This is a genomic window from Pseudomonas promysalinigenes, assembly GCF_014269025.2.
Classification (GTDB): domain Bacteria; phylum Pseudomonadota; class Gammaproteobacteria; order Pseudomonadales; family Pseudomonadaceae; genus Aquipseudomonas; species Aquipseudomonas promysalinigenes.
This window is the reverse complement of sequence record NZ_CP077094.1, coordinates 1,022,339-1,044,882: the sequence shown is the minus strand read 5'-3', so window position 1 is coordinate 1,044,882 and position 22,544 is coordinate 1,022,339. Positions and strand designations below refer to the sequence as shown.

19 protein-coding genes and 1 tRNA gene are annotated in these 22,544 nt (G+C 61.5%); 16 read left to right on the top strand and 4 right to left on the bottom strand.

Translation table 11 applies throughout. The features are described from left to right. Nucleotides 1-84 precede the first annotated feature (84 nt). From HU725_RS04895 to HU725_RS04875, 5 genes are all read left to right on the top strand, one after another. Entirely contained in the window at nt 85-1,374 is a 1,290-nt protein-coding gene (locus HU725_RS04895; protein ID WP_186477559.1) for an OprD family porin, read from the top strand. 31 nt (nt 1,375-1,405) lie between these two features. Continuing rightward, nucleotides 1,406-2,386: a Bug family tripartite tricarboxylate transporter substrate binding protein gene (locus HU725_RS04890; protein WP_186477558.1), complete on the top strand. Its 981-nt coding sequence runs from the start codon at nt 1,406-1,408 to the stop codon at nt 2,384-2,386. Nucleotides 2,387-2,512: 126 nt separating this feature from the next. Further along, a complete protein-coding gene (locus HU725_RS04885; protein ID WP_060479679.1) occupies nt 2,513-2,971 on the top strand; it encodes a tripartite tricarboxylate transporter TctB family protein in 459 nt (152 codons plus the stop codon). Nucleotides 2,972-2,974: 3 nt separating this feature from the next. Then, nucleotides 2,975-4,489 carry a tripartite tricarboxylate transporter permease gene (locus HU725_RS04880; RefSeq protein ID WP_186477557.1) on the top strand — a complete coding sequence of 505 codons (1,515 nt, stop codon included), beginning with the start codon at nt 2,975-2,977 and terminating at the stop codon, nt 4,487-4,489. Beyond that, a complete protein-coding gene (locus HU725_RS04875; RefSeq protein ID WP_186477556.1) occupies nt 4,482-5,513 on the top strand; it encodes an AbrB family transcriptional regulator in 1,032 nt (343 codons plus the stop codon). The genes HU725_RS04880 and HU725_RS04875 overlap by 8 nt, the downstream gene beginning before the upstream one ends. A gap of 27 nt (nt 5,514-5,540) precedes the next feature. On the opposite strand, the gene ung is transcribed toward HU725_RS04875, so the two are convergent. Continuing rightward, nucleotides 5,541-6,233: a uracil-DNA glycosylase gene (ung, locus tag HU725_RS04870; RefSeq protein WP_060479682.1), complete on the bottom strand. Its 693-nt coding sequence runs from the start codon at nt 6,231-6,233 to the stop codon at nt 5,541-5,543. Between the two features lie 127 nt (nt 6,234-6,360). Between ung and dspII the strand changes: the two genes are divergently transcribed. Beyond that, on the top strand, nt 6,361-7,470 hold the full coding sequence (dspII, locus tag HU725_RS04865; RefSeq protein ID WP_186477555.1) for an enoyl-CoA hydratase/isomerase DspII: 1,110 nt from the start codon (nt 6,361-6,363) through the stop codon (nt 7,468-7,470). Between the two features lie 5 nt (nt 7,471-7,475). Here the strand turns inward: dspII and HU725_RS04860 are convergent, their stop codons facing one another. Beyond that, nucleotides 7,476-7,916 (bottom strand): hypothetical protein, encoded by a 441-nt coding sequence (locus tag HU725_RS04860; RefSeq protein WP_186477554.1) that lies wholly within the window; start codon nt 7,914-7,916, stop codon nt 7,476-7,478. Nucleotides 7,917-8,127: 211 nt separating this feature from the next. Between HU725_RS04860 and HU725_RS04855 the strand changes: the two genes are divergently transcribed. The 6 genes from HU725_RS04855 to HU725_RS04830 all read left to right on the top strand — a co-directional run bounded on the left by HU725_RS04855 (nt 8,128) and on the right by HU725_RS04830 (nt 13,139). Continuing rightward, complete coding sequence (locus HU725_RS04855) at nt 8,128-9,618, top strand: sensor domain-containing diguanylate cyclase (protein ID WP_186477553.1); 1,491 nt, start codon at nt 8,128-8,130, stop codon at nt 9,616-9,618. Then, nucleotides 9,611-9,841: a cysteine-rich CWC family protein gene (locus HU725_RS04850; protein ID WP_060479686.1), complete on the top strand. Its 231-nt coding sequence runs from the start codon at nt 9,611-9,613 to the stop codon at nt 9,839-9,841. Before HU725_RS04855 ends, HU725_RS04850 begins: the two co-directional genes overlap by 8 nt. Before the next feature lie 26 nt (nt 9,842-9,867). Further along, nucleotides 9,868-10,560 (top strand): pseudouridine synthase, encoded by a 693-nt coding sequence (locus tag HU725_RS04845; RefSeq protein ID WP_186477552.1) that lies wholly within the window; start codon nt 9,868-9,870, stop codon nt 10,558-10,560. 332 nt (nt 10,561-10,892) lie between these two features. Beyond that, nucleotides 10,893-11,780 carry an alpha/beta fold hydrolase gene (locus tag HU725_RS04840; RefSeq protein WP_186477551.1) on the top strand — a complete coding sequence of 296 codons (888 nt, stop codon included), beginning with the start codon at nt 10,893-10,895 and terminating at the stop codon, nt 11,778-11,780. A gap of 110 nt (nt 11,781-11,890) precedes the next feature. Continuing rightward, nucleotides 11,891-11,964, top strand: a tRNA-Gly gene (locus tag HU725_RS04835). A gap of 164 nt (nt 11,965-12,128) precedes the next feature. Further along, on the top strand, nt 12,129-13,139 hold the full coding sequence (locus tag HU725_RS04830) for a DUF4917 family protein (protein ID WP_186477550.1): 1,011 nt from the start codon (nt 12,129-12,131) through the stop codon (nt 13,137-13,139). Between the two features lie 37 nt (nt 13,140-13,176). On the opposite strand, the gene HU725_RS04825 is transcribed toward HU725_RS04830, so the two are convergent. Continuing rightward, entirely contained in the window at nt 13,177-14,391 is a 1,215-nt protein-coding gene (locus HU725_RS04825; RefSeq protein ID WP_186477549.1) for a class I SAM-dependent methyltransferase, read from the bottom strand. A 77-nt stretch (nt 14,392-14,468) separates the two neighbouring features. Next, the gene (locus HU725_RS04820; protein ID WP_186477548.1) at nt 14,469-15,086 is read right to left on the bottom strand and encodes a TPM domain-containing protein; all 618 of its coding nucleotides are present in this window, start codon (nt 15,084-15,086) and stop codon (nt 14,469-14,471) included. 187 nt (nt 15,087-15,273) lie between these two features. On the opposite strand from HU725_RS04820, the gene bglX reads away from it, so the two are divergent. The 4 genes from bglX to HU725_RS04800 all read left to right on the top strand — a co-directional run bounded on the left by bglX (nt 15,274) and on the right by HU725_RS04800 (nt 22,287). Further along, nucleotides 15,274-17,565: a beta-glucosidase BglX gene (bglX, locus tag HU725_RS04815; protein WP_186477547.1), complete on the top strand. Its 2,292-nt coding sequence runs from the start codon at nt 15,274-15,276 to the stop codon at nt 17,563-17,565. A 102-nt stretch (nt 17,566-17,667) separates the two neighbouring features. Further along, the gene (locus tag HU725_RS04810; RefSeq protein WP_186477546.1) at nt 17,668-19,425 is read left to right on the top strand and encodes a sensor histidine kinase; all 1,758 of its coding nucleotides are present in this window, start codon (nt 17,668-17,670) and stop codon (nt 19,423-19,425) included. Then, nucleotides 19,419-20,747, top strand: a complete 1,329-nt coding sequence (locus HU725_RS04805; RefSeq protein WP_186477545.1) for a sigma-54-dependent transcriptional regulator — start codon at nt 19,419-19,421, stop codon at nt 20,745-20,747. The genes HU725_RS04810 and HU725_RS04805 overlap by 7 nt, the downstream gene beginning before the upstream one ends. Before the next feature lie 220 nt (nt 20,748-20,967). Next, nucleotides 20,968-22,287 carry an MFS transporter gene (locus tag HU725_RS04800; protein ID WP_060479694.1) on the top strand — a complete coding sequence of 440 codons (1,320 nt, stop codon included), beginning with the start codon at nt 20,968-20,970 and terminating at the stop codon, nt 22,285-22,287. Nucleotides 22,288-22,544: the final 257 nt, after the last annotated feature.

Sequence of the window (22,544 nt, the reverse complement as noted above, 5' to 3'; positions counted from 1 at the left end):
TAGCATCGCACTACGGTCGCTCCATGCGCCGAAAAAAGCACCAGTAAGGTGCAACGAATAAGAACAATAAACGGAGTCATCTCGATGCTGTCATTGCAGCCGAAGGCGTTCGCGCCTAGCCGTTCCCTGTCCCCGCGCCCCTCTGCCATCGCCAGCGCTCTTGCACTTGCCGGTGTTGCTCCGCTCAGCCAGGCCGCCTTCTTGGAAGACAGCACGGCGACCTTTGAAACCCGCAACATGTATTTCAATCGCGACTTTCGCGACGGCACCAGTGCGCAGCAATCCAAGCGCGACGAATGGGCCCAGGGTTTCATGCTCAACTTCGAGTCCGGCTACACCGATGGCACGGTGGGCTTCGGCGTGGATGCGCTGGGTATGATGGGCATCAAGCTTGATTCCAGCCCCGACCGCACCGACACCGGCCTGCTGCCGACCCACGATGACGGCAAAGCCGCCAACGAATACTCCAAGCTTGGGCTGACCGGCAAGGTCAAAGTTTCCAAGACCGAGCTTAAGATCGGCACTCTCATCCCTGAACTGCCGACCTTGCAGCCCAATGACGGGCGCATTCTGCCGCAAACCTTCGAAGGCGGCCTGCTGACTTCTCAGGAGATCAAGGGCCTGACCTTCACCGGTGGGCGCCTGGACAAGGCCAAGGACCGCAACGATACCAACTGGGAAGACCTTGCCCTGAACAACAAGAACGGCCGCTTCGGTGGTTCGTTCAGCGCCGACAACCTCGATCTGGCGGGCCTTGACTACAAGTTCTCCGACCGCATCACCGGCAGCTACCACTTCGCGCAGCTCGATGACATCTACCGCCAGCACTTCATCGGCATGCTCGCCACCCAGCCCTGGGGCCCGGGCGCCCTCGCCGCCGACGTACGCCTGGCAATCAGTGACGACGCAGGGGCGGCCAAGGCCGGGCGAATTGACAACACCACCTTCAACACCATGTTCAGCTATAGCCTGGGTGGGCACAAAGTCAGCGCCGCCTGGCAGCAGCTGTCGGGCGACAGCGCCTTCCCCTACATCGACGGCGCCGATCCCTACCTGGTCAACTTTGTACAGATCAACGACTTCGCCAATGCCGACGAGCGCTCCTGGCAAGCCCGCTACGACTACAACTTCGCCGCCCTGGGCATTCCAGGCCTGAGCTTCATGACCCGCTACATCAATGGCGATAACGTCAGCCGCGCCGCTGGTGGCGAGGGCAAGGAGTGGGAACGCGACAGCGAAATCAAGTACGTGGTACAAGCCGGCCCGTTGAAAAACGTCGCCGTGCGCCTGCGCAACGCCACCTTCCGCTCCAATTTCGCCCGTGATGCGGACGAAGTACGGGTACTGGTGAGCTACAGCGTAGCCCTGTGGTAATTCAAAACAACAATGTTCACGGAGACTGACGATGACCTTTTCCCTGCGCCGCCTCGCCCTCGCCACCGGTTGCCTGTTGCTGGCCGGTAACGCTCTGGCCGCCGAGCCCAAACGCCCCGAGTGCATTGCCCCAGCCTCCCCAGGCGGTGGCTTCGACCTGACCTGTAAGCTGGCGCAGAGCGCCCTGGTGCAGGAAAAAATCCTCAGCAAGCCGATGCGTGTGACCTACATGCCTGGCGGTGTCGGCGCGGTGGCGTACAACGCGGTGGTCGCCCAGCGCCCGGCCGACGCCGGCACCCTGGTCGCCTGGTCCAGTGGCTCTTTGTTGAACCTGGCCCAGGGCAAGTTCGGCCGCTTTGACGAGAACGCGGTGAAGTGGCTGGCCGCCGTCGGCACCAGCTACGGCGCTATCGCAGTGAAAAGCGACTCGCCCTATAAAAGCCTCGACGACTTGGTCGCGGCGCTGAAAAAGGACCCGAGCAAGGTCGTGATCGGTTCTGGCGGCACCGTCGGCAGCCAGGACTGGATGCAAACCGCATTGATCGCCAAAGCAGCGGGTATCAACCCGCGAGACCTGCGCTACGTGGCCCTTGAAGGCGGCGGTGAAATCGCCACCGCTTTGCTGGGTGGGCATATCCAGGTTGGCTCCACCGACATCTCCGACTCCATGCCGCACATCCAGAGCGGCAATATGCGCATCCTCGCCGTGTTCTCTGAAAACCGCCTGGACGAGCCAGAAATGAAAGATATCCCCACTGCCAGGGAGCAGGGCTACGACATCGTTTGGCCAGTGGTGCGCGGTTTCTACCTCGGCCCGAAGGTGAGCGACGAGGAATACGCCTGGTGGAAAGAATCGTTCGACAAGATGCTGGCCTCCGAAGACTTCGCCAAGCTGCGTGACCAGCGTGAGCTGTTCCCGTTCGCCATGACCGGCTCGGAGCTGGACGGTTATGTGAAGAACCAAGTGGCTGAGTACAAGAAACTGGCCAAGGAATTCGGCCTGGTTCAGTGATTGGAGCTGTAACTCGACCCTGGTGGCAGCAGGTTGACCCGTAAAGCACTCCCCGCGGCACTGGTTCGCAGGTCAACCCAGCCCCACAGGGTCTATGTCGCGTCGAACATTCCCGAGGATTCCAACATGATCCTGCAACGCCTCTTCGCCGTGGTCTTGCTGGCGCTGTGCGCCATCCTGGCCGTGATGGCCTGGCCCTATCAGGCCGCTTTTTCCTACGAGCCGGTAGGGCCCCGGGCCTACCCGTTGCTGATGCTCGGCTTGATGAGCCTGGGCTTGCTGTACCTGGCCATCCGCCCGACCCCCATCGTGCGCAAGGACGATGAACCAGAGCTGGACCGCCAAACCCTGATCAAGATCACCTGCTGCGTCGGCCTGTTGGTGCTGTTCGCAGCCACCTTCGAAGTACTGGGCTTCATCCTCAGCGCCATTCTGGTCGGCATCCCCATGGCCCGCCTGTACGGTGGCCGCTGGCTGCACAGCACCCTGGTGGTGGTGGGCATGAGCGTCTTCCTCTACTGGCTGTTCGACCGCGTCATGGACGTACCCCTGCCCCTTGGCCTGCTGAGCGTACTGGAGAACTGACACATGGATACCTTGAGCTACCTGGGCCAGGGCTTCGGCGTCGCCCTGTCCCCCTACAACCTGGTCACCGCCCTGTCGGGCACGCTGATCGGCACCGTGGTCGGCTTGCTGCCAGGCCTGGGCCCGATCAACGGCGTGGCGCTGCTGATCCCAATCGCTTTCGCCCTGGGCCTGCCGCCGGAGTCTGCATTGATCCTGCTAGCTGCCGTTTACCTGGGTTGCGAGTACGGCGGCCGGATCAGCTCGATCCTGCTGAATATTCCCGGCGAAGCCTCGACCGTGATGACCACCCTGGACGGTTACCCAATGGCACGCCAGGGCTTGGCCGGCGTGGCTCTGTCGCTGTCGGCCTGGAGCTCGTTCATCGGCGCGCTCATCGCCACTTGCGGCATGGTGCTGTTCGCCCCGCTTCTGGCCAAGTGGGCGATCGCCTTTGGCCCGGCGGAGTACTTCGTGCTGATGGTGTTCGCCATCGTCGCCCTGGGCGGCATGGCCGGTGACAAGCCGCTAAAAACCTTCATCGCCGCACTGATCGGACTGTTCCTGTCGGCCGTCGGTATCGATGCCAACAGCGGCGTCTACCGCTTCACCGGCGACAGTGTGCACCTGGCCGATGGCATCCAGTTCGTGGTGCTGGTACTGGGCCTGTTCTCGGTCAGCGAGATCCTGCTGTTGCTGGAAAAAACCCACCATGGCCACGAAGCGGTCAAGGCCACCGGGCGCATGCTGTTCAATCTAAAGGAAGCGGCGTCGGTGTTCGTGGTCAACATCCGCTGCGGCCTGCTGGGCTTCATCATGGGCGTGCTGCCAGGCGCCGGTGCAACCCTGGCCAGTGCTGTTGCCTACATGACCGAAAAACGGCTGGCCGGTGAATCGGGCAAGTTCGGCAAGGGTGATGCCCGCGGCCTGGCGGCCCCGGAAACCGCTATCGGTGCATCCTGCTGCGGTGCGCTGGTACCGATGCTGACCCTTGGCGTGCCCGGCTCGGGCACTACTGCGGTAATGATCGGCGCGCTCACCCTGTACAACATCACTCCAGGCCCGCTGCTGTTCGAACAACAGCCAGACATCGTCTGGGGCCTGATCGCCTCGTTGTTCATCGCCAACATCATGCTGGTGATTCTGAACATTCCGATGATCCGCATCTTCACTCGCATTCTGGCCGTGCCGAACTGGGCGCTGGTGCCGGTGATCGCAATCATTACCGCAATCGGCGTGTACGCCGTGCATGCCACCACCTTCGACCTGTTCCTGATGGTCGGCATCGGCATCATGGGCTACATCCTGCGCAAGCTGGACTTCCCGCTGTCGCCGATTCTGCTGGGCTTCATCCTCGGTGGCCTGATGGAGCAGAACCTGCGCCGCGCCCTGTCGATCTCCAACGGTGAACTGGGCATCCTCTGGTCGAGCCCGATCAGCATGGGCGTTTGGGTATTGGTGGGCTGCATGCTGGCACTGCCGCTGCTGCGCATCTGGCGCAAACGCAGCCTGCAGCGCCGGGCCATGGCCGATGCCTGATCGGTCTGTACCGCTGTTCGTTGCCACCGGGCTGGTCGGGCTTGCAGGCGGTTATGCCGCCAGCAAGGTCGGCTGGCCTTTGCCTTGGATGGTCGGCTCGTTGCTGGCGATCATCCTGGTGCGCTGCCTGACGCCTTGGCAGCTAGCGGAAATACCCAATGGCCGCAAATGCGGCCAATGCATCATTGGTATCGGTATAGGCCTGCACTTCACCCCGGCAGTGATCGAGCAAGTCGCCAGCCACTTCGCACTGATCTGCTTCGGCGCACTGTTCACCACCTTGTCCAGCGTCATCAGCGTATGGCTGCTGCGGCGCACCGGAGAGGACCGTGCCACCGCGTTCTTCGCCAGCATGCCCGGTGGTTCGGGTGAAATGGTCAACCTTGGCGCGCGCAACGGTGCTGTGCTCAGCCAAGTGGCTGCAGCGCAGAGCCTGCGGGTACTGACGGTGGTGCTGTGCGTGCCGGCACTGTTCAAGTTTCTGCTAGGCGATGGCGTGCCACTGAACCACACCGCCAGTGTCAGCTGGGGCTGGCTGGCGCTGATCGTGCCGCTGGGTGTGGGCATGGGCTTTGTGTGGCAGCGCCTGCGTCAACCCAACCCTTGGCTGTTCGGCCCTCTGCTGGTGGCCGCCTCGATAAGCCTTATAGGTACGTTGCAGATCGCCCTGCCCGATGGCGCCAGCCAGGTAGGCCAGTGGCTGATCGGCAGCGGGCTGGCATGCCACTTCAACCGGGCGTTTTTCCGCCGCGCACCGTACTTTCTTGGCCGTACACTGCTTGCCACTTCGCTGTGCATGGCCATTGCCGGCAGCGCTGCATGGGTGCTCAGTATGATGACCGAACTTGACCTGCGCTCACTGACGCTGGGAATGATGCCAGGCGGCATCGCCGAGATGAGCCTTACGGCTGAGACCTTGCAACTGTCGGTACCGCTGGTAACGGCGCTGCAGGTGGTGCGGCTGGTGCTGGTGCTGTTTCTGGCAGAGCCATTGTTCAGATATTGGGTAAAGGCCCGTCCGTAAGGGCTGCCTGGCAGCCCCGGGCGGTATTCACAGTGGCGGCAATGCCCAGTTGATAGGCGCCATGCCGCGCTGTTCGAGAAAGGCATTGGTACGGCTGAAGTGCCCACAACCAAGAAAACCGCGGTATGCCGACAGTGGCGAGGGATGCACCGACTTGAGCACCAGGTGCTTGGTGCCGTCGATCAGCTTCTGCTTGCTCTGGGCATGTGCCCCCCACAGCAGGAACACCACGTTGGGGCACTGCTCGCTGACTACCTGGATGATTCGGTCGGTAAATAGCTCCCAACCCTTCTTGGCATGCGAGGCTGCATTGGCGCGCTCGACCGTCATGGTGGTATTGAGCAGCAGCACGCCCTGCTCGGCCCAGCTTTGCAGGTAGCCGTGATTAGGGATGGGGATGTTCAGGTCGCGCTGCAACTCTTTGTAGATGTTGACCAGCGACGGCGGTGCCGGTACGCCCGGCTGTACCGAGAAGCACAGGCCATGGGCTTGGCCGGGGCCGTGGTACGGGTCCTGGCCGAGGATCACCACTTTGACTTGGCTCAGCGGGGTGGTATTGAGCGCGTTGAAAATCAACGGCCCCGGCGGGTAGATCTCTTTGCCGGCTGCGTGCTCCTGGCGCAGGAACTCACGCAACTGCTGCATGTAGGGCTGGTCGAACTCGGCGCGTAGGGCAGCCTTCCAGCTGGGTTCGAGTTTGATGCGATCGTCTTCAGTCATGGCGGCCATCCGTAAACAATGGCGCGACACTAGGTAAGCTACCTGGGCTTGTCAATCGATCCGACCGACGACCGGCACGCTCAGCCATCCGGGCCATACTTGCAAGATCACGTGTGCGAGGTAGTCCATGGCCATTCATTGCGAGGTACTAACCGGCGTCGATGGCGCCCGTATCGGCATCGCCACCCTCGATGCGCCCAAGGCGCTGAACGCTCTCGACCTGCCGATGATCGAAGTGCTCGGCGAACAGTTGCACCGTTGGGCCCGCGACCCTGCAGTGGTCTGCGTACTGTTGCGTGGCAACGGCGCGAAGGCGTTCTGCGCCGGCGGCGATGTGCGAGCGCTGGCCCAGGCCTGTCTCGCGCACCCCGGCGGTGTACCGCCGCTGGCCGCCAGCTTCTTCGCGGCCGAATACCGTCTGGACTACCTGCTGCACACCTACCCCAAACCGTTGCTGTGCTGGGGCCACGGCCATGTGCTGGGTGGCGGCATGGGCCTGCTGCAAGGCGCTGGAGTACGTATCGTCACACCCAGCAGCCGCCTGGCGATGCCAGAAATCAGCATCGGCCTGTACCCGGACGTTGGCGCCAGCTGGTTCCTCGCCCGACTGCCCGGCAAGCTCGGCCTGTTCCTAGGGCTGACAGGAGCGCCAATCAACGCCCGAGATGCCCTGGACCTGGGTCTGGCTGACCGTTTCTTCGGCGAACAACAGCAAAAGTCATTGATCGAAGAGTTGCTCCAACTGAACTGGCAAGAGCAGACCGCCCTACAACTCAATAGCCTACTCAAGGCAGAGCAGCATCGCGCCTGGGCCGAGTTGCCGAGTGCGCAATGGTTGCCGCGGCGCCAGGAGCTGGACTCACTGCTTGATGTGGCAGACCCCGCAGCCGCCTGGCGGGCGTTGCAGGGCCTCAAGCACCATAGCGACCCGGTACTGGCCGACGCCGGGCAGCGCCTGGATCAAGGCTGCCCGCTGACGGCGCACCTGGTGTGGGAACAACTGCACCGCGCACGCCACCTGTCATTGGCTCAGGTGTTTCAGATGGAGTACGGCATCAGCCTCAATTGCTGCCGGCATCCGGAATTCAGCGAGGGCGTGCGTGCCCGACTATTGGACAAGGACAACCAGCCGCGCTGGCACTGGCCAGACGTTGCACAAGTGCCCGCAGCGGTGGTCGAGGCGCATTTCGCCAAGGTGTGGGAGGGGCGCCACCCACTGCAAGACCTCGATGCGTGACAGCCTCAGCGCTGCCAGTTGCGATCACCGCCGCGCCACCCAGCTGGCCTGCGGCCGTCGTCGCCGCGGTTGTTGGAGTGCCAGCGGTCGTTTTGGTAGCGCTGACTGCCATCGCGATAATCGTAGCGGTCGCGATCTCGCCCGTAATCATTGCGCTGGCGGTTGCCATAATCGTAGCGCGGGTTGCCATGCCACTGGTTCAGCCCCGGCGGTGGACCGGGCCGATAGTGCGGCGCAGGCACCGGGCGGTAGTAGCGAGGCGCAGGTTGGTAGTAGTAGCGTGGCTGCGGCGCTACATAATAACGGTCGTAACGGTAATAGCCCGGCGCTGCGTAGCGGTCAGTGGTGTAATAATCGGATCGGTAATACTCGCCGCCTTCGTAATAGGGCGCGCAGGCAGTGGTCATCAACCCCAACAGGGCGATCAACAGAATTCGATAGGACATGGCGGCCTCCTGGACCGCTGGGGTGCCCGAACAGCGGCGCTGACGAGCGTCGACACAATGCGTTCATCGACACAGATTCAGACAGCCTCGGAGGCGTGCAGTGCCATTTCGGCAACAAATTGATACAACCGAATATGGCCCTTAAAAACTTGCAGTCATTTGCCATTCATCTCACTAGAATGAGCGCCTCGGCACACATCATGGGAAGATCATGCCTTCACGCTCCGCCCTGTTATCACAGCGCTCGCTGATACTGGCCCTACTGCTGTTGCTGGCCTGTGGCTTTCTCGCCACTTCGCTGATCAGCTACTTCGCTTCGCGCAGCGCGATTCGTGACGGCATCGTCAACACTGAACTGCCACTGACCTCCGACACCGTCTACTCGGAAATCCAGAAAGACCTCATACGCCCGGTGCTGATCGCCTCGATGATGGCCCAGGACACCTTCCTGCGTGACTGGGTGCTGGCCGGTGAACAAGATACCCAGCGCATCACCCGCTACCTCGGCGAGGTCATGGGCAAACAGGATATCTTCACATCATTCTTCGTCTCCGACCGCAGCCTCACCTATTACCAGGCCAAGGGCGTGCTCAAGCAAGTGGTGCCCGGTACCTGGCGCGATGCCTGGTATTTCCGCCTGCGCCAGATGCAAGCGCCTTATGAAATAAACGTCGACGTGGACATGGCGAACCAGGATAGCCTGACCGTGTTCATCAACTACCGCGTCCTGGATTACCAGCAGCGCTTCATCGGCGCTGCCGGGGTTGGCCTGAGCGTGGACGCGGTGATCAAACTCATCGACAACTATCAGCTTCGCTATCAACGCTCGGTATTCTTCACTGACGCCCAAGGGAAGGTCATCCTAACCGGCTCCCACGGTGCGCCCCATGACCTGAAGGTCGGCCAACCTCTGGCCGACAATGCCGACCTAAAAGCGTTGCTTGCACTACGCCCGACGCCTGCCGAAGGCAGCCACGAATACAACGACAGCGAGGGCCACAGCCACTTCCTCAATGTGCGGCAGCTGCCTGAGCTGGGCTGGTATCTGATGGTGGACAAACGTGAAACCGGCACCCTGGATCACATCCGTCACTCGCTGTACCTGAACCTGGTCATCTGCGCGATGATCACCCTGGTGGTACTGTGCCTGCTCAACGGCATGCTCAGGCGGCATCGCGCCAGCACCGAGGCGCTAGCCACCCTCGATAGCCTCACCGGCCTGCCCAACCGGCGCAGTTTCGATGTTCTGGCTGCACAAGCGCTAAAAGATGCTCAGCGCAATTGCGCACCGCTGGTCGCGTTGTTGATCGACCTCGATCATTTCAAGGTGCTCAATGATACCCATGGTCATCTGGCAGGCGACGAAGTGCTGCGTCAGTTCGCCAACGTGCTGCAAGGCAGCCTGCGCCAGTCGGATATACTCTGCCGCTGGGGGGGTGAGGAGTTCATCGTGTTGTTGCGTGAAACCGAATGCAGGCAGGCGCTGGAAGTGGCGCAGAAGATCCGTCGCCGTACCGAGCAACTGACCTTCAACTATGAAGAAAACCCTTTGCGCCTGACCACCAGTATCGGCGTCAGCGCCTTGCAGCCTGGCGACTCCCTGCACGCCCTGCTGACCCGCGCCGACCGTGCCCTCTACCGTGCCAAGCAGTCCGGTCGCAACTGCGTCTGCAGTGAAACACCGGAAAGCGGTCATGACTGAAAGCCAGCTTTGCCCTGCCTGCGGTGCACTCAACCACTGCAGCCTGGCCGACCCACGCAGCGCCACCCAGGCCTGTTGGTGCTACGGCGTGAGTATAGATCCGGCGGTGCTCCAAGCTCTGCCAGCCGAACTGCGAAACAAAGCCTGCCTGTGCCCACGCTGTGCTGCCGTAGAGGATCAGTTGGCCTCAAAGGCTGCCCCGCGCAGCGATGAAAACCGCTAAACTGCCGCCTTTTTCCCGCAGCCACCATGCGCCTCGACCGATTCCTTGCCAACCTGCCCTGCTACAACCGCCAGCAAGTGCGCATGTTGCTGGCGCAGCGCCGTGTCCGCCTGGACGGCGAAGTGGTAACCGACCCGAAGGCGCAGGTCCGTGAATTCAGCCGAGTTGAGGTCGACGAGCAGTTGCTGCAAGGCGGCCACCTCGCCCGCTACCTGATGCTGCACAAGCCTATAGGCTGCGTCAGTGCGACCCAAGATCCGCAACATCGCACCGTGCTCGACTTGCTGCCCGAAGCCTTGCGCGAGGGCCTGCATATCGCCGGGCGTCTGGACTTCAATACCACAGGCTTGATGATTCTGACCAACGATGGCCAATGGTCGCGGCGCCTGACCCAGCCAGCCACCAAGCTGCCCAAGCAGTACTTGGTGCATACCGAAGGCGAGATTGGCGACCACTATGTGGGCAAATTCCAGGAAGGTTTTTATTTCGCTTTTGAAGACTTGACCACCTTGCCCGCGCGATTGGACATCCTGGGTCCACGCCTGGCCCGGCTGGCGATCGTCGAAGGGCGCTACCACCAGGTCAAACGCATGTTCGGCTATTTCGACAACAAGGTCGTCGGCCTGCACCGTGAAACCATGGGGTCGATTCGCCTCGATCCGAGCTTACAGCCCGGCCAATACAGGGCTTTGACTGCAGACGAAATCGCCTCGGTGTGAATGCCATAACATCGGCATACGACCGCTGAGCGGTTGAAGTCACAAATTCGCGCGAAGAGCACTTGCGCGAAGTCTGCCTCACTGCTTGACTCCATCCTTGTCAGTCCGCGAGTGACCAACCAGTCACGCCTGCAGTTCCTGACACCTTTTGCCGGCCACCCTACGCCTCGATGCGTTGGGGCACGGCAATTGCCCACCAGAACAACATCGTCGACACGTGTGCCAAGGATCGACACAGGGCCCCCCGATTTACTCAGGCGAATGCCTACCTGTCATAAAGAACGTGCACCCTAGGTGACGCGATTACCCTTTTTGCGCCAGGAGTCGATGACATGAGGCCAGAAATCGCTGTACTTGATATCCAAGGTCAGTATCGGGTTTACACGGAGTTCTATCGCGCGGACGCGGCCGAAAAGACGATCATTCTGATCAATGGGTCGTTGGCCACCACCGCTTCGTTCGCCCAGACCGTGCGCAATCTGCACCCACAATTCAACGTAGTGCTTTACGACCAGCCATACGCTGGCAAGTCCAAGCCGCACAACCGCCAAGAGCGGCTGATCAGCAAGGAGGACGAGGCGCAGATACTGCTGGAGCTGATAGAGCGGTTCCAGTGCGACCACGTCATGTCCTTTTCCTGGGGCGGTGCCTGCACCCTGCTGGCGCTGGCGCACCAGCCGCGCAGGGTGAAAAAGGCCGTGGTCAGTTCGTTTTCGCCAGTTATCAACGAGCCGATGCGCGACTACCTGGAACGGGGTTGCCAGTATCTGGCCGCCTGCGACCGTTACCAAGTCGGCAACCTGGTCAATGACACCATCGGCAAGTACCTGCCGTCACTGTTCAAGCGCTTCAACTTCCGGCACGTCAGCAGCCTGGACAGCCACGAGTATGCGCAGATGCACTTCCACATCAACCAAGTGTTGCAGCGCGACCTGCAACGGGCACTGCACGGCGCCCGCAATATCGCCATCCCGGTGCTGTTCATCAACGGCGAGCGCGACGAGTACACCACGGTGCAAGATGCCCGAGAATTCGGCAAACACGTCGGCAATAGCCAGTTCAGCGTCATCCGCGACGCTGGGCATTTTTTGGATATGGAAAGCAAGTCAGCCTGCGATGATACCCGCGACGCCTTGCTAGGTTTTCTCAAACCCACGGCGCGCGAAACCCGCCCACGCGCTGGCGCATACATCCAGGGGCAGCATGCATTGGCTATTTGAGCGTATCGGCGCCTTGTGTTCGACACCCGCACAGATGGGGCGCCGATCAGCTTTTTTAGAACGCGGGCTTCTATTTCAAGGAAGGTTCTGGTAAAAAGTGCATCGCGAATGCGGGTATAGTTTAGTGGCAAAACGAAAGCTTCCCAAGCTTTAGTTGAGGGTTCGATTCCCTCTACCCGCTCCAAACATTGCTATCCTCGCATGGCGTTCCAACAACGTCATCGCTGTCAAAAGGAGCCTCGAGCTCCTTTTTTCGTTGTTGCGCCAGCCCCCGACGGCGCCCGCGCTCAGCGCCCATATGTCGTGCTAAAGTCCTGGCCGTTTCCCGCCTCACCGAATGGATTGCCCATGCCAACTCTCGACGCCCACCTCGCCGCTTGGCCTGATCTCAACCAGCGCCACCCCTGCACTGCATTGCTGCTGGGCAACGGTGCCAGTCGTGCGCTGTGGAAGCCGTTCGGCTACTTTTCACTGTACGAACAAGCCCAGCGCGCTGGGCGCAAGAAGGGCCTAGCGATTAGCGATCAGGCGCTGTTCAAGTCGCTGGGCACCGAACTGTTCGAGCCGGTGTTGAGCACTCTCAATCACACCGTACGCGCCAACGCAGCCCTGGCCATCAACTCCACTGCGCCGTTGAACCGCTACTACTCGATCAAGGAAGGGTTGATCCACGCGATCCGCACCGTGCATCTGCCTTGGGCCTTGGTACCCGCCGCCACCCTGACATCGATCAACCAGGCCCTGCGCGAGTATCGCAGCGTCTACACAAGCAACTACGACCTGATCCTGCCTTGGGCGATACAACATGACCCGCAGGGCTTTGCCGCGTTGTTCGACGAGGAAGGTTTTTTCGACGTGCGCCGCACCAGCAGCGAGGGCATTCGAGTCTTGCACCTGCATGGCGGCCTGCACCTGCTAAAGCTGCCCGATGGCAGCACCCGCCAGCGCAGCGCCGACAGTGCAGAATTACTCGAAGGCTTCGCCGTGAACATTCCCGGTGAAGTGCCGCTGTTCGTCAACGAAGAGCGCAGCGACGAGAAGATGCGCGCCATCCGCCACTCCGATTATCTGGCCTGGGGGTTGGGGCAACTGGCTCAGGAGAAACAGGGCCTGTGCCTGTTCGGGCAGCATCTGGACGGCAGCGACAAGCATTTGCTCGAAGCCATCGTTCAGGCGCAGCCCAGTCACTTGTCGATCGCTGTCCGGCCGCTGAGCGAAGCGTCTGTGCTCAACCAGAAGCAGCATTTCGTCGACCGGTTCGGGAACATGCCGGGGACGCGGCTGTACTTCTTCGATGCGACTACGCATCCATTGGGTATGGAAGGGTTGGCGATCGAAGGGCCGTCAGCGGTTCGCTGAACGTTGATTGCGACTGGCTAAGATGTGGTTGTGGCAATCACAGAAGCTTATCGGCCTGCAACAACGTCTCCAGGCAATGCTCCTGCACCCCATAAAACGCTTTGAGCTGCCCGATCTTTTCCAACAATGCCGTGTTATCACCCACTTGCGGACGTTTCACCGCAAGAATCATCTTGTTCTTGTTGGTGTGCTCAAGGGAGATAAACTCGAACACCTTGGTTTCATAACCACACGCCTCCAGATACAACGCGCGCAGGCTGTCGGTGAGCATTTCGGCCTGCTGCCCCAGATGCAGCCCGTATTGCAACATCGGTTGCAGTAGCCCCGGGCTGTGCAGCTGCGGGCGGATTTGCTTGTGGCAGCACGGTGAGCACATGATGATCGCAGCGTTGCAGCGTATGCCTGTGTGAATGGCATAGTCGGTGGCGATGTCGCAAGCATGCAGGGCAATCATCACGTCGATTGCCTCGGGCACAACGCTGCGAACGTCACCGCACTGGAACTCCAGGCCCGAATGCTCCAGGCGCTGAGCGGCGGCGTTACACAGCTCGACCATGTCCTGGCGCAACTCCACACCGGTTACCTGCGCATCGCGGCCCTGGGTATTACGCAGGAAGTCATGCATGGCGAAGGTCAGGTAGCCCTTGCCAGAGCCGAAATCGGCGACGCGCAGCGGCTGCGCCGCCAGCACCGGTGCATTGGCCAGGGCGTGATCGAACACTTCGATGAATTTGTTGATCTGCTTCCACTTGCGCGACATCGACGGAATCAGCGCGCCCTGAGCATCGGTCACCCCCAGGTCGCGCAGGAAAGGCCGCGAGAGCTCTAGATAGCGTTTCTTCTGGCGGTCATGCTCAGCCTTGGCTACCACCTCTCGCGGAGCCTGCGCCGCGTGGCGCTGGAGCATAGGTTTGCCTTTTTTACTGAAGGTCAGCTGCACTTCGCCGTGAGCGTCGAACAAGTGGGCATTGCGAAAGCTCTCTGGCAACAGCTGCGCTATCAGCGCCTGAGCCTGATCGATTGGCAGGTTGCGAGTGATGTCACGCGTCTGGTGTCGATACACCAGCGACAGCTGCTCTTGCCCCTTGACCTGCAGCGGCTTGGCAATGATGCGCTGCAAGGTCGGGTCGGCCCCGACATGGCGCGCCAGCACCAACTTGACCAATGAGTTGGTGCGCAGGGCAGCATCGAGCTGGTCTAGAAACTGGGCGCGTGCATCGGGCGCCGCGGGCGCGCAATTACTGGCAGACATGGAAAACAGGTGCCTCAGGTTACAAAAAGGGGCGCATTGCGCGATGCCGCGCATTCTACACCCCTCTAGCCGCCAGTTCAGTCGAGAATCACCAGGTGGTTGGGTAGTTCATTACGAGGGTGGGTGCGCGGCAGGTGTTTGCCCAGCAGTTCGCCACAAGCCTCGATGCATTCGACAAAACCCTGCAAGGTATGGCCTTGACGCACCTGTTCAGTCAGGCGCGCCACCAACACTGCGCGGACCTTGGCATCCAGGTAAGGGGCTGCCCCTTGATCGACGAGGATTTCTACATGCTGCTCCTGCTCGGCGACAAAGATCAGCACCCCCGTGGCGCCGGCCGTACCCTCAAGGTTCTGCTCCCGAAACTGCTGGTGCGCCAGGCGCGCGGCGCGCCAGCGCAGCAAGGCTGTCGGAGTCAGCCATGCAGCCACCCGTGGCTGGCGCAATAGCACGCACAAGCCGATGAACAGCAGTACGTTGGCCACCAGCAACCCACGCAAGCCTGGCCAGCCCACCAGCCAATTCAACAGCGCCGGGGTGGCAAGGGCCAGCACAGCGGCCCAGAACAACGGCAGATAGGCGTAGTCATCGGCACGGCGCGCCAGCACGGTCACCAGTTGCGCATCGGTGCGCCGCTCTGCCAGGGCGATCGCCTCGGCCACCTGGCGGCGTTGGTATTCGTTGAGCAGGGTCATGCCTTGGGTCTCGTCAGCGTTTTTATAGTTTTTATCCCGGCATTGGGGTGTTCATCCGCGACCGATACTTTCAGGCATAATCCGCCGCTGGATGAATTACCGGCGAATCGTACAACAATAGCCGCCTGAAAACTTCGGCCACGCGCGTACCGCTCCGGATACGGCCAAGGCCTCGATTATGGAATCGATGATGAAACTGTCTTTGCTGGGCCTGGCCATGGCCCTTGCCAGCCAGGCGGCGCTTGCCGCTCCAACCGCCCCTCCCCTGCAGGACAAGCAGGCGTTCATCGACCATCTGATCAGCCAGATGACCGAGGCCGAAAAGATCGGCCAGTTGCGCCTGATCAGCATCGGCCCGGAAATGCCCCGCGACAAGATCCGCGAAGAAATCGCGGCCGGGCGCATCGGTGGCACCTTCAACTCGCGTACCGCCCCCGAGAACCGGCCGATGCAGGACGCTGCCATGCGCAGCCGCCTGAAGATTCCGATGTTCTTCGCCTACGACACCATCCACGGCGAACGCACGATCTTCCCGATCAGCCTGGGCCTGGCGGCTAGCTGGGATATGGACGCGATCGCCAAGGTCGGCCGCACTTCGGCCATCGAAGCTTCGGCCGATGCGCTGGACATGACCTTCGCACCCATGGTCGACATCGCCCGCGACCCGCGCTGGGGGCGCACCAGCGAAGGCTTCGGCGAAGACACTTACCTGACCTCGAAGATTGGCCAGGTCATGGTGCGCTCGTTCCAGGGCAGCAGCCCGGCCAACCCTGACAGCATCATGGCCATCGTCAAGCATTTCGCCTTGTACGGCGCTGTGGAAGGCGGACGTGACTACAACACCGTCGATATGAGCCTGCCCAAGATGTACAACGACTACCTGCCACCCTACCGCGCCGCGCTCGACGCGGGCGCTGGCGGGGTGATGGTGGCGCTCAACTCGATCAACGGTGTCCCGGCCACTTCCAACACTTGGCTGATGAACGATCTGCTGCGCAAGCAGTGGGGCTTCAAAGGTGTGACCATCAGTGACCACGGCGCCATCCAGGAGCTGATCCGCCACGGTGTGGCGCGAGATGGCCGCGAAGCCGCCAAGCTGGCGATCAAGGCCGGCATCGACATGAGCATGAACGACACCCTTTATGGCAAAGAACTGCCCGGGCTGCTGAAGTCTGGCGAAGTGACAGAACACGAACTGAACCAGGCCGTGCGCGAAGTGCTCGGCGCCAAATATGACATGGGCCTGTTCAAAGACCCTTACCTGCGCATTGCCAAAGCCGAAAACGACCTCAAGGACTATTACACCGAAGACCGCCTGCACCGCGCAGCTGCCCGTGACGTGGCCCGGCGCAGCCTGGTATTGCTGGAGAACCGCAACCAGACTCTGCCGCTTAAAAAAGCCGGTACAGTCGCTCTGGTCGGCCCATTGGCAGATGCCCCGAATGACATGCTCGGCAGTTGGTACGCCGATGGCAAGCCGATGCACTCTGTCACCGTGCGCGAGGGCTTGCGGCGTGCTCTGGAGGGCAAGGCCAAGCTGGTATACGCAAAAGGCGCCAACATCATTGGTGACAAGGCAATCGTCGACTACCTGAATTTCCTCAACGCCGATGCCCCGGAGATCGTCGATGACCCACGGCCTGCGGGCGTCATGATCGACGAAGCGATCAAGGCTGCCCAGCAGTCCGATGTAGTAGTGGCTGTGGTTGGCGAGTCGCGTGGGATGTCCCATGAGTCGTCAAGCCGTACGAGCCTGGAAATTCCGGCTAGCCAGCGCGAGCTAATAAAGGCTCTGAAGGCCACAGGCAAGCCGCTGGTATTGGTGCTGATGAATGGCCGCCCCCTGTCGATTGGCTGGGAGCGTGACCAGGCCGATGCCATCCTGGAAACCTGGTACTCCGGCACCGAAGGTGGCAACGCCATTGCCGACGTGCTGTTTGGCGATTACAACCCATCGGGCAAGCTGGCCATCACCTTCCCTCGTTCGGTAGGGCAAATTCCGATGTACTACAACCACATGCGCATCGGTCGGCCATTCACTCCCGGCAAGCCAGGCAACTTCACATCGCAGTACTTCGAAGAGCCCAACGGCCCGCTGTACCCATTCGGCTACGGCTTGAGCTACAGCAGTTTCGAGCTGTCGGGCCTGTCCCTGTCTGGCAACCAGCTCAAGCGAGGCGATACGCTGCAAGCCAAGATCACCGTGAAAAATACCGGCCAGCGTGATGGCGAGACCGTCGTGCAGCTGTACCTGCAGGATGTCTCGGCATCGATGAGCCGCCCGGTCAAGCAACTGAAGAACTTCCAGAAACTGATGCTCAAGGCTGGTGAGTCGCGAACCCTGACCTTCCCCATCAGCGAAGATGATCTGAAGTTCTACAATGGCCAGTTGCAGCGGGTCGCCGAGCCTGGCGAGTTCAATGTCCAGATCGGGCTGGATTCAGAGGCCGTGCAGCAGAAGAGCTTCGAGCTGCTGTAACAGGTTCGTCGTCGGCTCCGGCCTCTATGGCAGCCAGTTCATCCAAGCGATGAACCGCCGTGCAGAGGCCGGGCCTGATATCACCATTACCTGGACCCGCCCATGCCCTTTTCCTTTCGCGCCCTGCGTCTGGGGCTGATTACCCTGCTGATCGTGCTAGGTACGGCCCTGAGTGGCGGCTGGGCGATGCACCAGGCCAAGCGCCAAGCCATGGAAGATGACGCCCGCCGCGCCAGCCAGCAGCTGGTGCTGTACGCCAATGCCCTGCACACCCTGATCGACCGTTACCGCGCTCTGCCCGCCGTGCTGGCGCTCGACCCGCAGCTGATCGACGCCCTGCGCGGCCCGGTCAGCGAGCAGATGCAGCACGCGCTCAACCTGAAACTCGAGCGCATCAACGGCGCAGCCAACTCTTCGACCCTGGAGCTGCTCGACCGCACCGGCCTGGCGGTGGCCGCCAGTAATTGGCGCCTGCCCACCAGCTACGTCGGCTCCAACTACGGCTTTCGGCCCTATTTCAAACAGACCCGCAGCCATGGTAGCGGCCGCTTCTATGCAGTGGGGGTGACCAGCGGTGTGCCTGGCTACTTCCTGGCCAGCGCAGTCAGCGACGAGCAGGGGCGCTTTCTCGGCGCCATGGTGGTCAAGCTGGAGTTCCCGGAACTGGAACGCGAATGGCGCCAAGGTAGCGATATTCTGCTGGTCAGTGACGCCCGTGGCATCACCTTCATCGCCAATCAGGATGGCTGGCGCTATCGAGAGCTCAAGCCGCTCAGCGGCGCCGATCGTGCCGAGCTTGCCCAGACCCGTCAGTACGACAAGCAGCCGCTGGTGCCCCTTGCGCATCAAGAGCTGACCCGGTTCGCCAGCAACAGCCACTTGAGCCGCGTGCAAGGCCCAGGAGGTAGCGTCGAATACCTCTGGGAAAGCTTGCCGCTGGACGGTGAGGGCTGGACCTTGCACTTGCTGCGCAAACCTCAGGTCGAGGCTGCCGGCCGCAATGCCGCACTGAGCGCCGCCGCCGTGTGGCTCAGCCTGGTGTTCGCCGCGCTGTTCGTCAGCCAGCGTTTACGCCTGGCCCGGCTGCGCCAGCGCAGCCGCGAGGCGCTCAAGCGGCAGGTCGAAGAACGCACCCGCGAACTGCGTACTGCCCAGGAAGGCCTGGTGCAGTCGGCCAAACTGGCGGCACTGGGGCAGATGTCGGCGGCCATGGCCCACGAGATCAACCAACCGCTGACCACGCAACGCATGCAGCTGGAAACCCTGCGCCTGCTGCTCGACCATGGCCGCTACGACGATGCACGCAAAGCCCTGGAGCCGTTGGAGCAGATGCTCACGCGCATGGCCGCATTGACCGGCCACCTGAAGACCTTTGCCCGCAATAGCCCGGTTGGCCTGCGCGAACGCCTCGACCTGGCAACCGTGGTCGATCAGGCCCTGCACCTGCTGGACACGCGCATGCGCAGTGAGCAAGTGGACGTAGCGCTGTACCTGGCACGTCCGGCCTGGGTCCGCGGCGATGCGATCCGCCTTGAGCAGGTGCTGATCAACCTGCTGCACAACGCCCTCGACGCCATGGCTGACAAGCGCTACAAACGCCTTGAGGTGCGCATCGAACCACTGCACGATCAATGGCGCCTGAGCGTGCTTGATTCAGGCGGTGGTATTGCCCAAGCGGACCTGGCGAAGGTCTTCGATCCGTTCTTCACCACCAAACCGGTGGGCGAAGGCTTGGGCCTGGGCCTGGCGATCTCCTATGGCATCATCGTCGAGGCCGGAGGCCTGCTGTACGCAGAGAACATGCCCGGCGGCGCCCGGCTGAGCCTGACCCTGCCCCGTGACCTGGAGACTGTATGTTGAACTCGGTGATCGTCGTGGATGATGAAGCCAGCATCCGCACCGCGGTCGAACAGTGGCTGAGCCTGTCTGGCTTCAGCGTGCAGTTGTTCGCTTGCGCCGAGGACTGCCTGGCGCAACTGCCTGCGCACTTTGCCGGCGTGGTCATCAGCGACGTACGCATGCCAGGCATGGGTGGCCTGCAGCTGCTCGAGCGCCTGCAACTGGATGACCCGGACCTGCCGGTGATTCTGCTGACCGGCCACGGCGATGTGCCGATGGCGGTGGAGGCGATGCGCAGTGGTGCGTATGACTTCCTGGAAAAGCCCTTCACCCCACAGCACTTGCTCGGGAGCCTGCGACGGGCACTGGAAAAGCGTCAGTTGGTGCTAGAGAACCGCCGCCTGCATGAACAGGCCGACCTCAAGTCGCGGCTGGAAACCACCTTGCTGGGTATGTCTCAAGGTTTGCAGCAGCTACGCAGGCAGGTCTTGGACCTGGCCAGCTTGCCAGTCAACGTGCTGCTGCGCGGTGAAACCGGCAGCGGCAAGGAGCGGGTAGCGCGTTGCCTGCACGACTTCGGGCCGCGCGCCGACAAACCATTCGTGGCGCTCAACTGCGCAGCCATCCCCGAATCACTGTTCGAAGCCGAATTGTTCGGCCATGAAAGCGGTGCATTCACCGGTGCGCAGGGCAAACGCATCGGCAAACTGGAGTACGCCAACGGCGGCACGGTGTTTCTCGACGAAATCGAAAGCATGCCGTTGGCCCAGCAGGCAAAGCTGCTGCGGGTGATCCAGGAGCAGAAACTGGAGCGGCTAGGGGCCAACCAGAGCATCAGCGTCGACTTGCGCATCATCGCCGCCACCAAACCTGACTTGCTCGAAGAGGCGCGGGCCGGGCGGTTTCGCGAGGACCTGGCCTATCGCCTGAATGTGGCGGAGTTGCGCTTGGCACCGCTGCGCGAACGGCGTGAAGACATACCCCTGCTGTTCGAGCATTTTGCACAGTCGGCCGCTGCCAGGTTAGGACGCGCGGCGCCGCCGTTGAGCGGTCCACAACTCTCGCAGCTGCTGTGCCACGATTGGCCAGGCAATGTACGGGAATTGGCCAACGCAGCGGAGCGCCACGCGCTGGGCCTGGGCTCGCCGAATATCGAAGTCGCCCCTGCCGGCCCATCGCTGGTGGAGCAGATGGAAGCTTTCGAAGCTCAGTGCCTGCGTGCAGCCTTGCGCCAGCACGCAGGGGAAATCAAAGCAGTGATGCAGACGCTGCAACTGCCGCGCCGCACCCTGAACGAAAAGATGCAGCGTCACGGAATTGTTCGTGAGGACTTCGTGCAATGAGCGGTTTTTCGCTCATGTGCGCAGCGCGATAAGCGGAAATCCGCTCACTCACACAGGCTTGCCCCTCCAAGGCCCACGGCACTTCTCACCTAAAGCCCAGCCTGCACCGGCTCCGCGCCCCCATTTGGATCGCCATGCACCCGTTTGGCACAGCTTCTGCAATTGTCTTGGCAAGCTGCGCTTCGGCGCGCTCCACAAAAACAACGAGAAGGTATCCCAGATGGATAACGCCACCTCCCTGCCAGCCGGGGCGGCCGTCGCGCCCGCTGCTGAAAAAACCACCGCCAGCCGCCTTAAATCGATCTTCAGTGGGTCCATCGGCAACATGGTCGAATGGTACGACTGGTACGTTTACGCTGCATTCTCGCTGTACTTCGCCAAGGCCTTCTTCCCGGCTGGCGACTCCACCGCTCAACTGCTCAATACTGCCGCGATCTTCGCCGTGGGCTTTCTGATGCGCCCAATCGGTGGCTGGTTGATGGGCCTGTATGCAGACCGCAAGGGCCGCAAGGCTGCGCTGATGGCTTCGGTGCTGCTGATGTGCGCCGGCTCCCTGGTGATCGCCCTGACCCCAGGCTATGAAACCATCGGCGTCGCCGCGCCGATCCTGCTGGTTATCGCACGCCTGATGCAGGGCCTTTCGGTCGGCGGCGAGTACGGTACCTCTGCCACCTACCTGAGCGAGATGGCCAGCAAGGACCGCCGTGGCTTCTTCTCCAGCTTCCAGTACGTAACGCTGATTTCCGGCCAGCTCATTGCTCTGGCGGTACTGATCATCCTGCAGCAGACCCTGACCACTGAGCAATTGTATGCCTGGGGCTGGCGTGTACCTTTCGTGATCGGTGCGCTGTGCGCGGTGGTCGCCCTGTACCTGCGTCGCGGCATGGAAGAAACCGCCTCCTTCACCAAGAAGGAAAAGGCCAAAGAAAGCCTGATGCGCACCCTCATGCGCCACCCCAAGGAACTGCTGACCGTGGTCGGCCTGACCATGGGCGGCACACTGGCCTTCTACACCTACACCACCTACATGCAGAAGTACCTGGTCAATACCGTGGGTATGAGCATCAGTGACTCGACCACCATCTCGGCAGCCACGCTGTTCCTGTTCATGTGCCTGCAGCCGGTGATCGGCGGCCTTTCCGATAAGATCGGCCGACGCCCGATCCTGATCGCCTTCGGCGTACTTGGCACCCTGTTCACCGTGCCGATTCTCAGCACCCTGCACACCATCCAGACCTGGTGGGGCGCGTTCTTCCTGATCATGGCGGCGCTGATCATCGTCAGTGGCTATACCTCGATCAACGCAGTGGTCAAAGCCGAGCTGTTCCCGACTGAAATCCGCGCCCTGGGCGTTGGCCTGCCGTATGCGCTGACCGTCTCGATCTTCGGCGGTACCGCTGAGTACGTTGCCCTGTGGTTCAAGAGCGTAGGCATGGAGAGCGGCTTCTATTGGTACGTCACAGCGTGCATCGCTTGCTCGCTGTTGGTGTACGCCACCATGAAAGACACCAAGCAGCATTCGCGGATTACCACCGACTGACCTGGTCGTGCGATTGAAAAAGGGGCGCTCCGTGAAACGGACGCCCCTTTTTTATGGTTGCCAAAAGCTGGGCTGCAGATTCGTGCGCCTATGCTATCGAACGACGCGTCGGCGCTGCTTGAGCTGCGACTGATAGCAACGTTCTCAATGCCTGTCGCGGCTGACGTTGGTGAGTGGTCTGCAGCGTTGCCCCCCCTATCCGGTGCCCAACACAATGCAAGTCAGAATTCCCAGCCAGGTAAAGCTTCATTGATGCA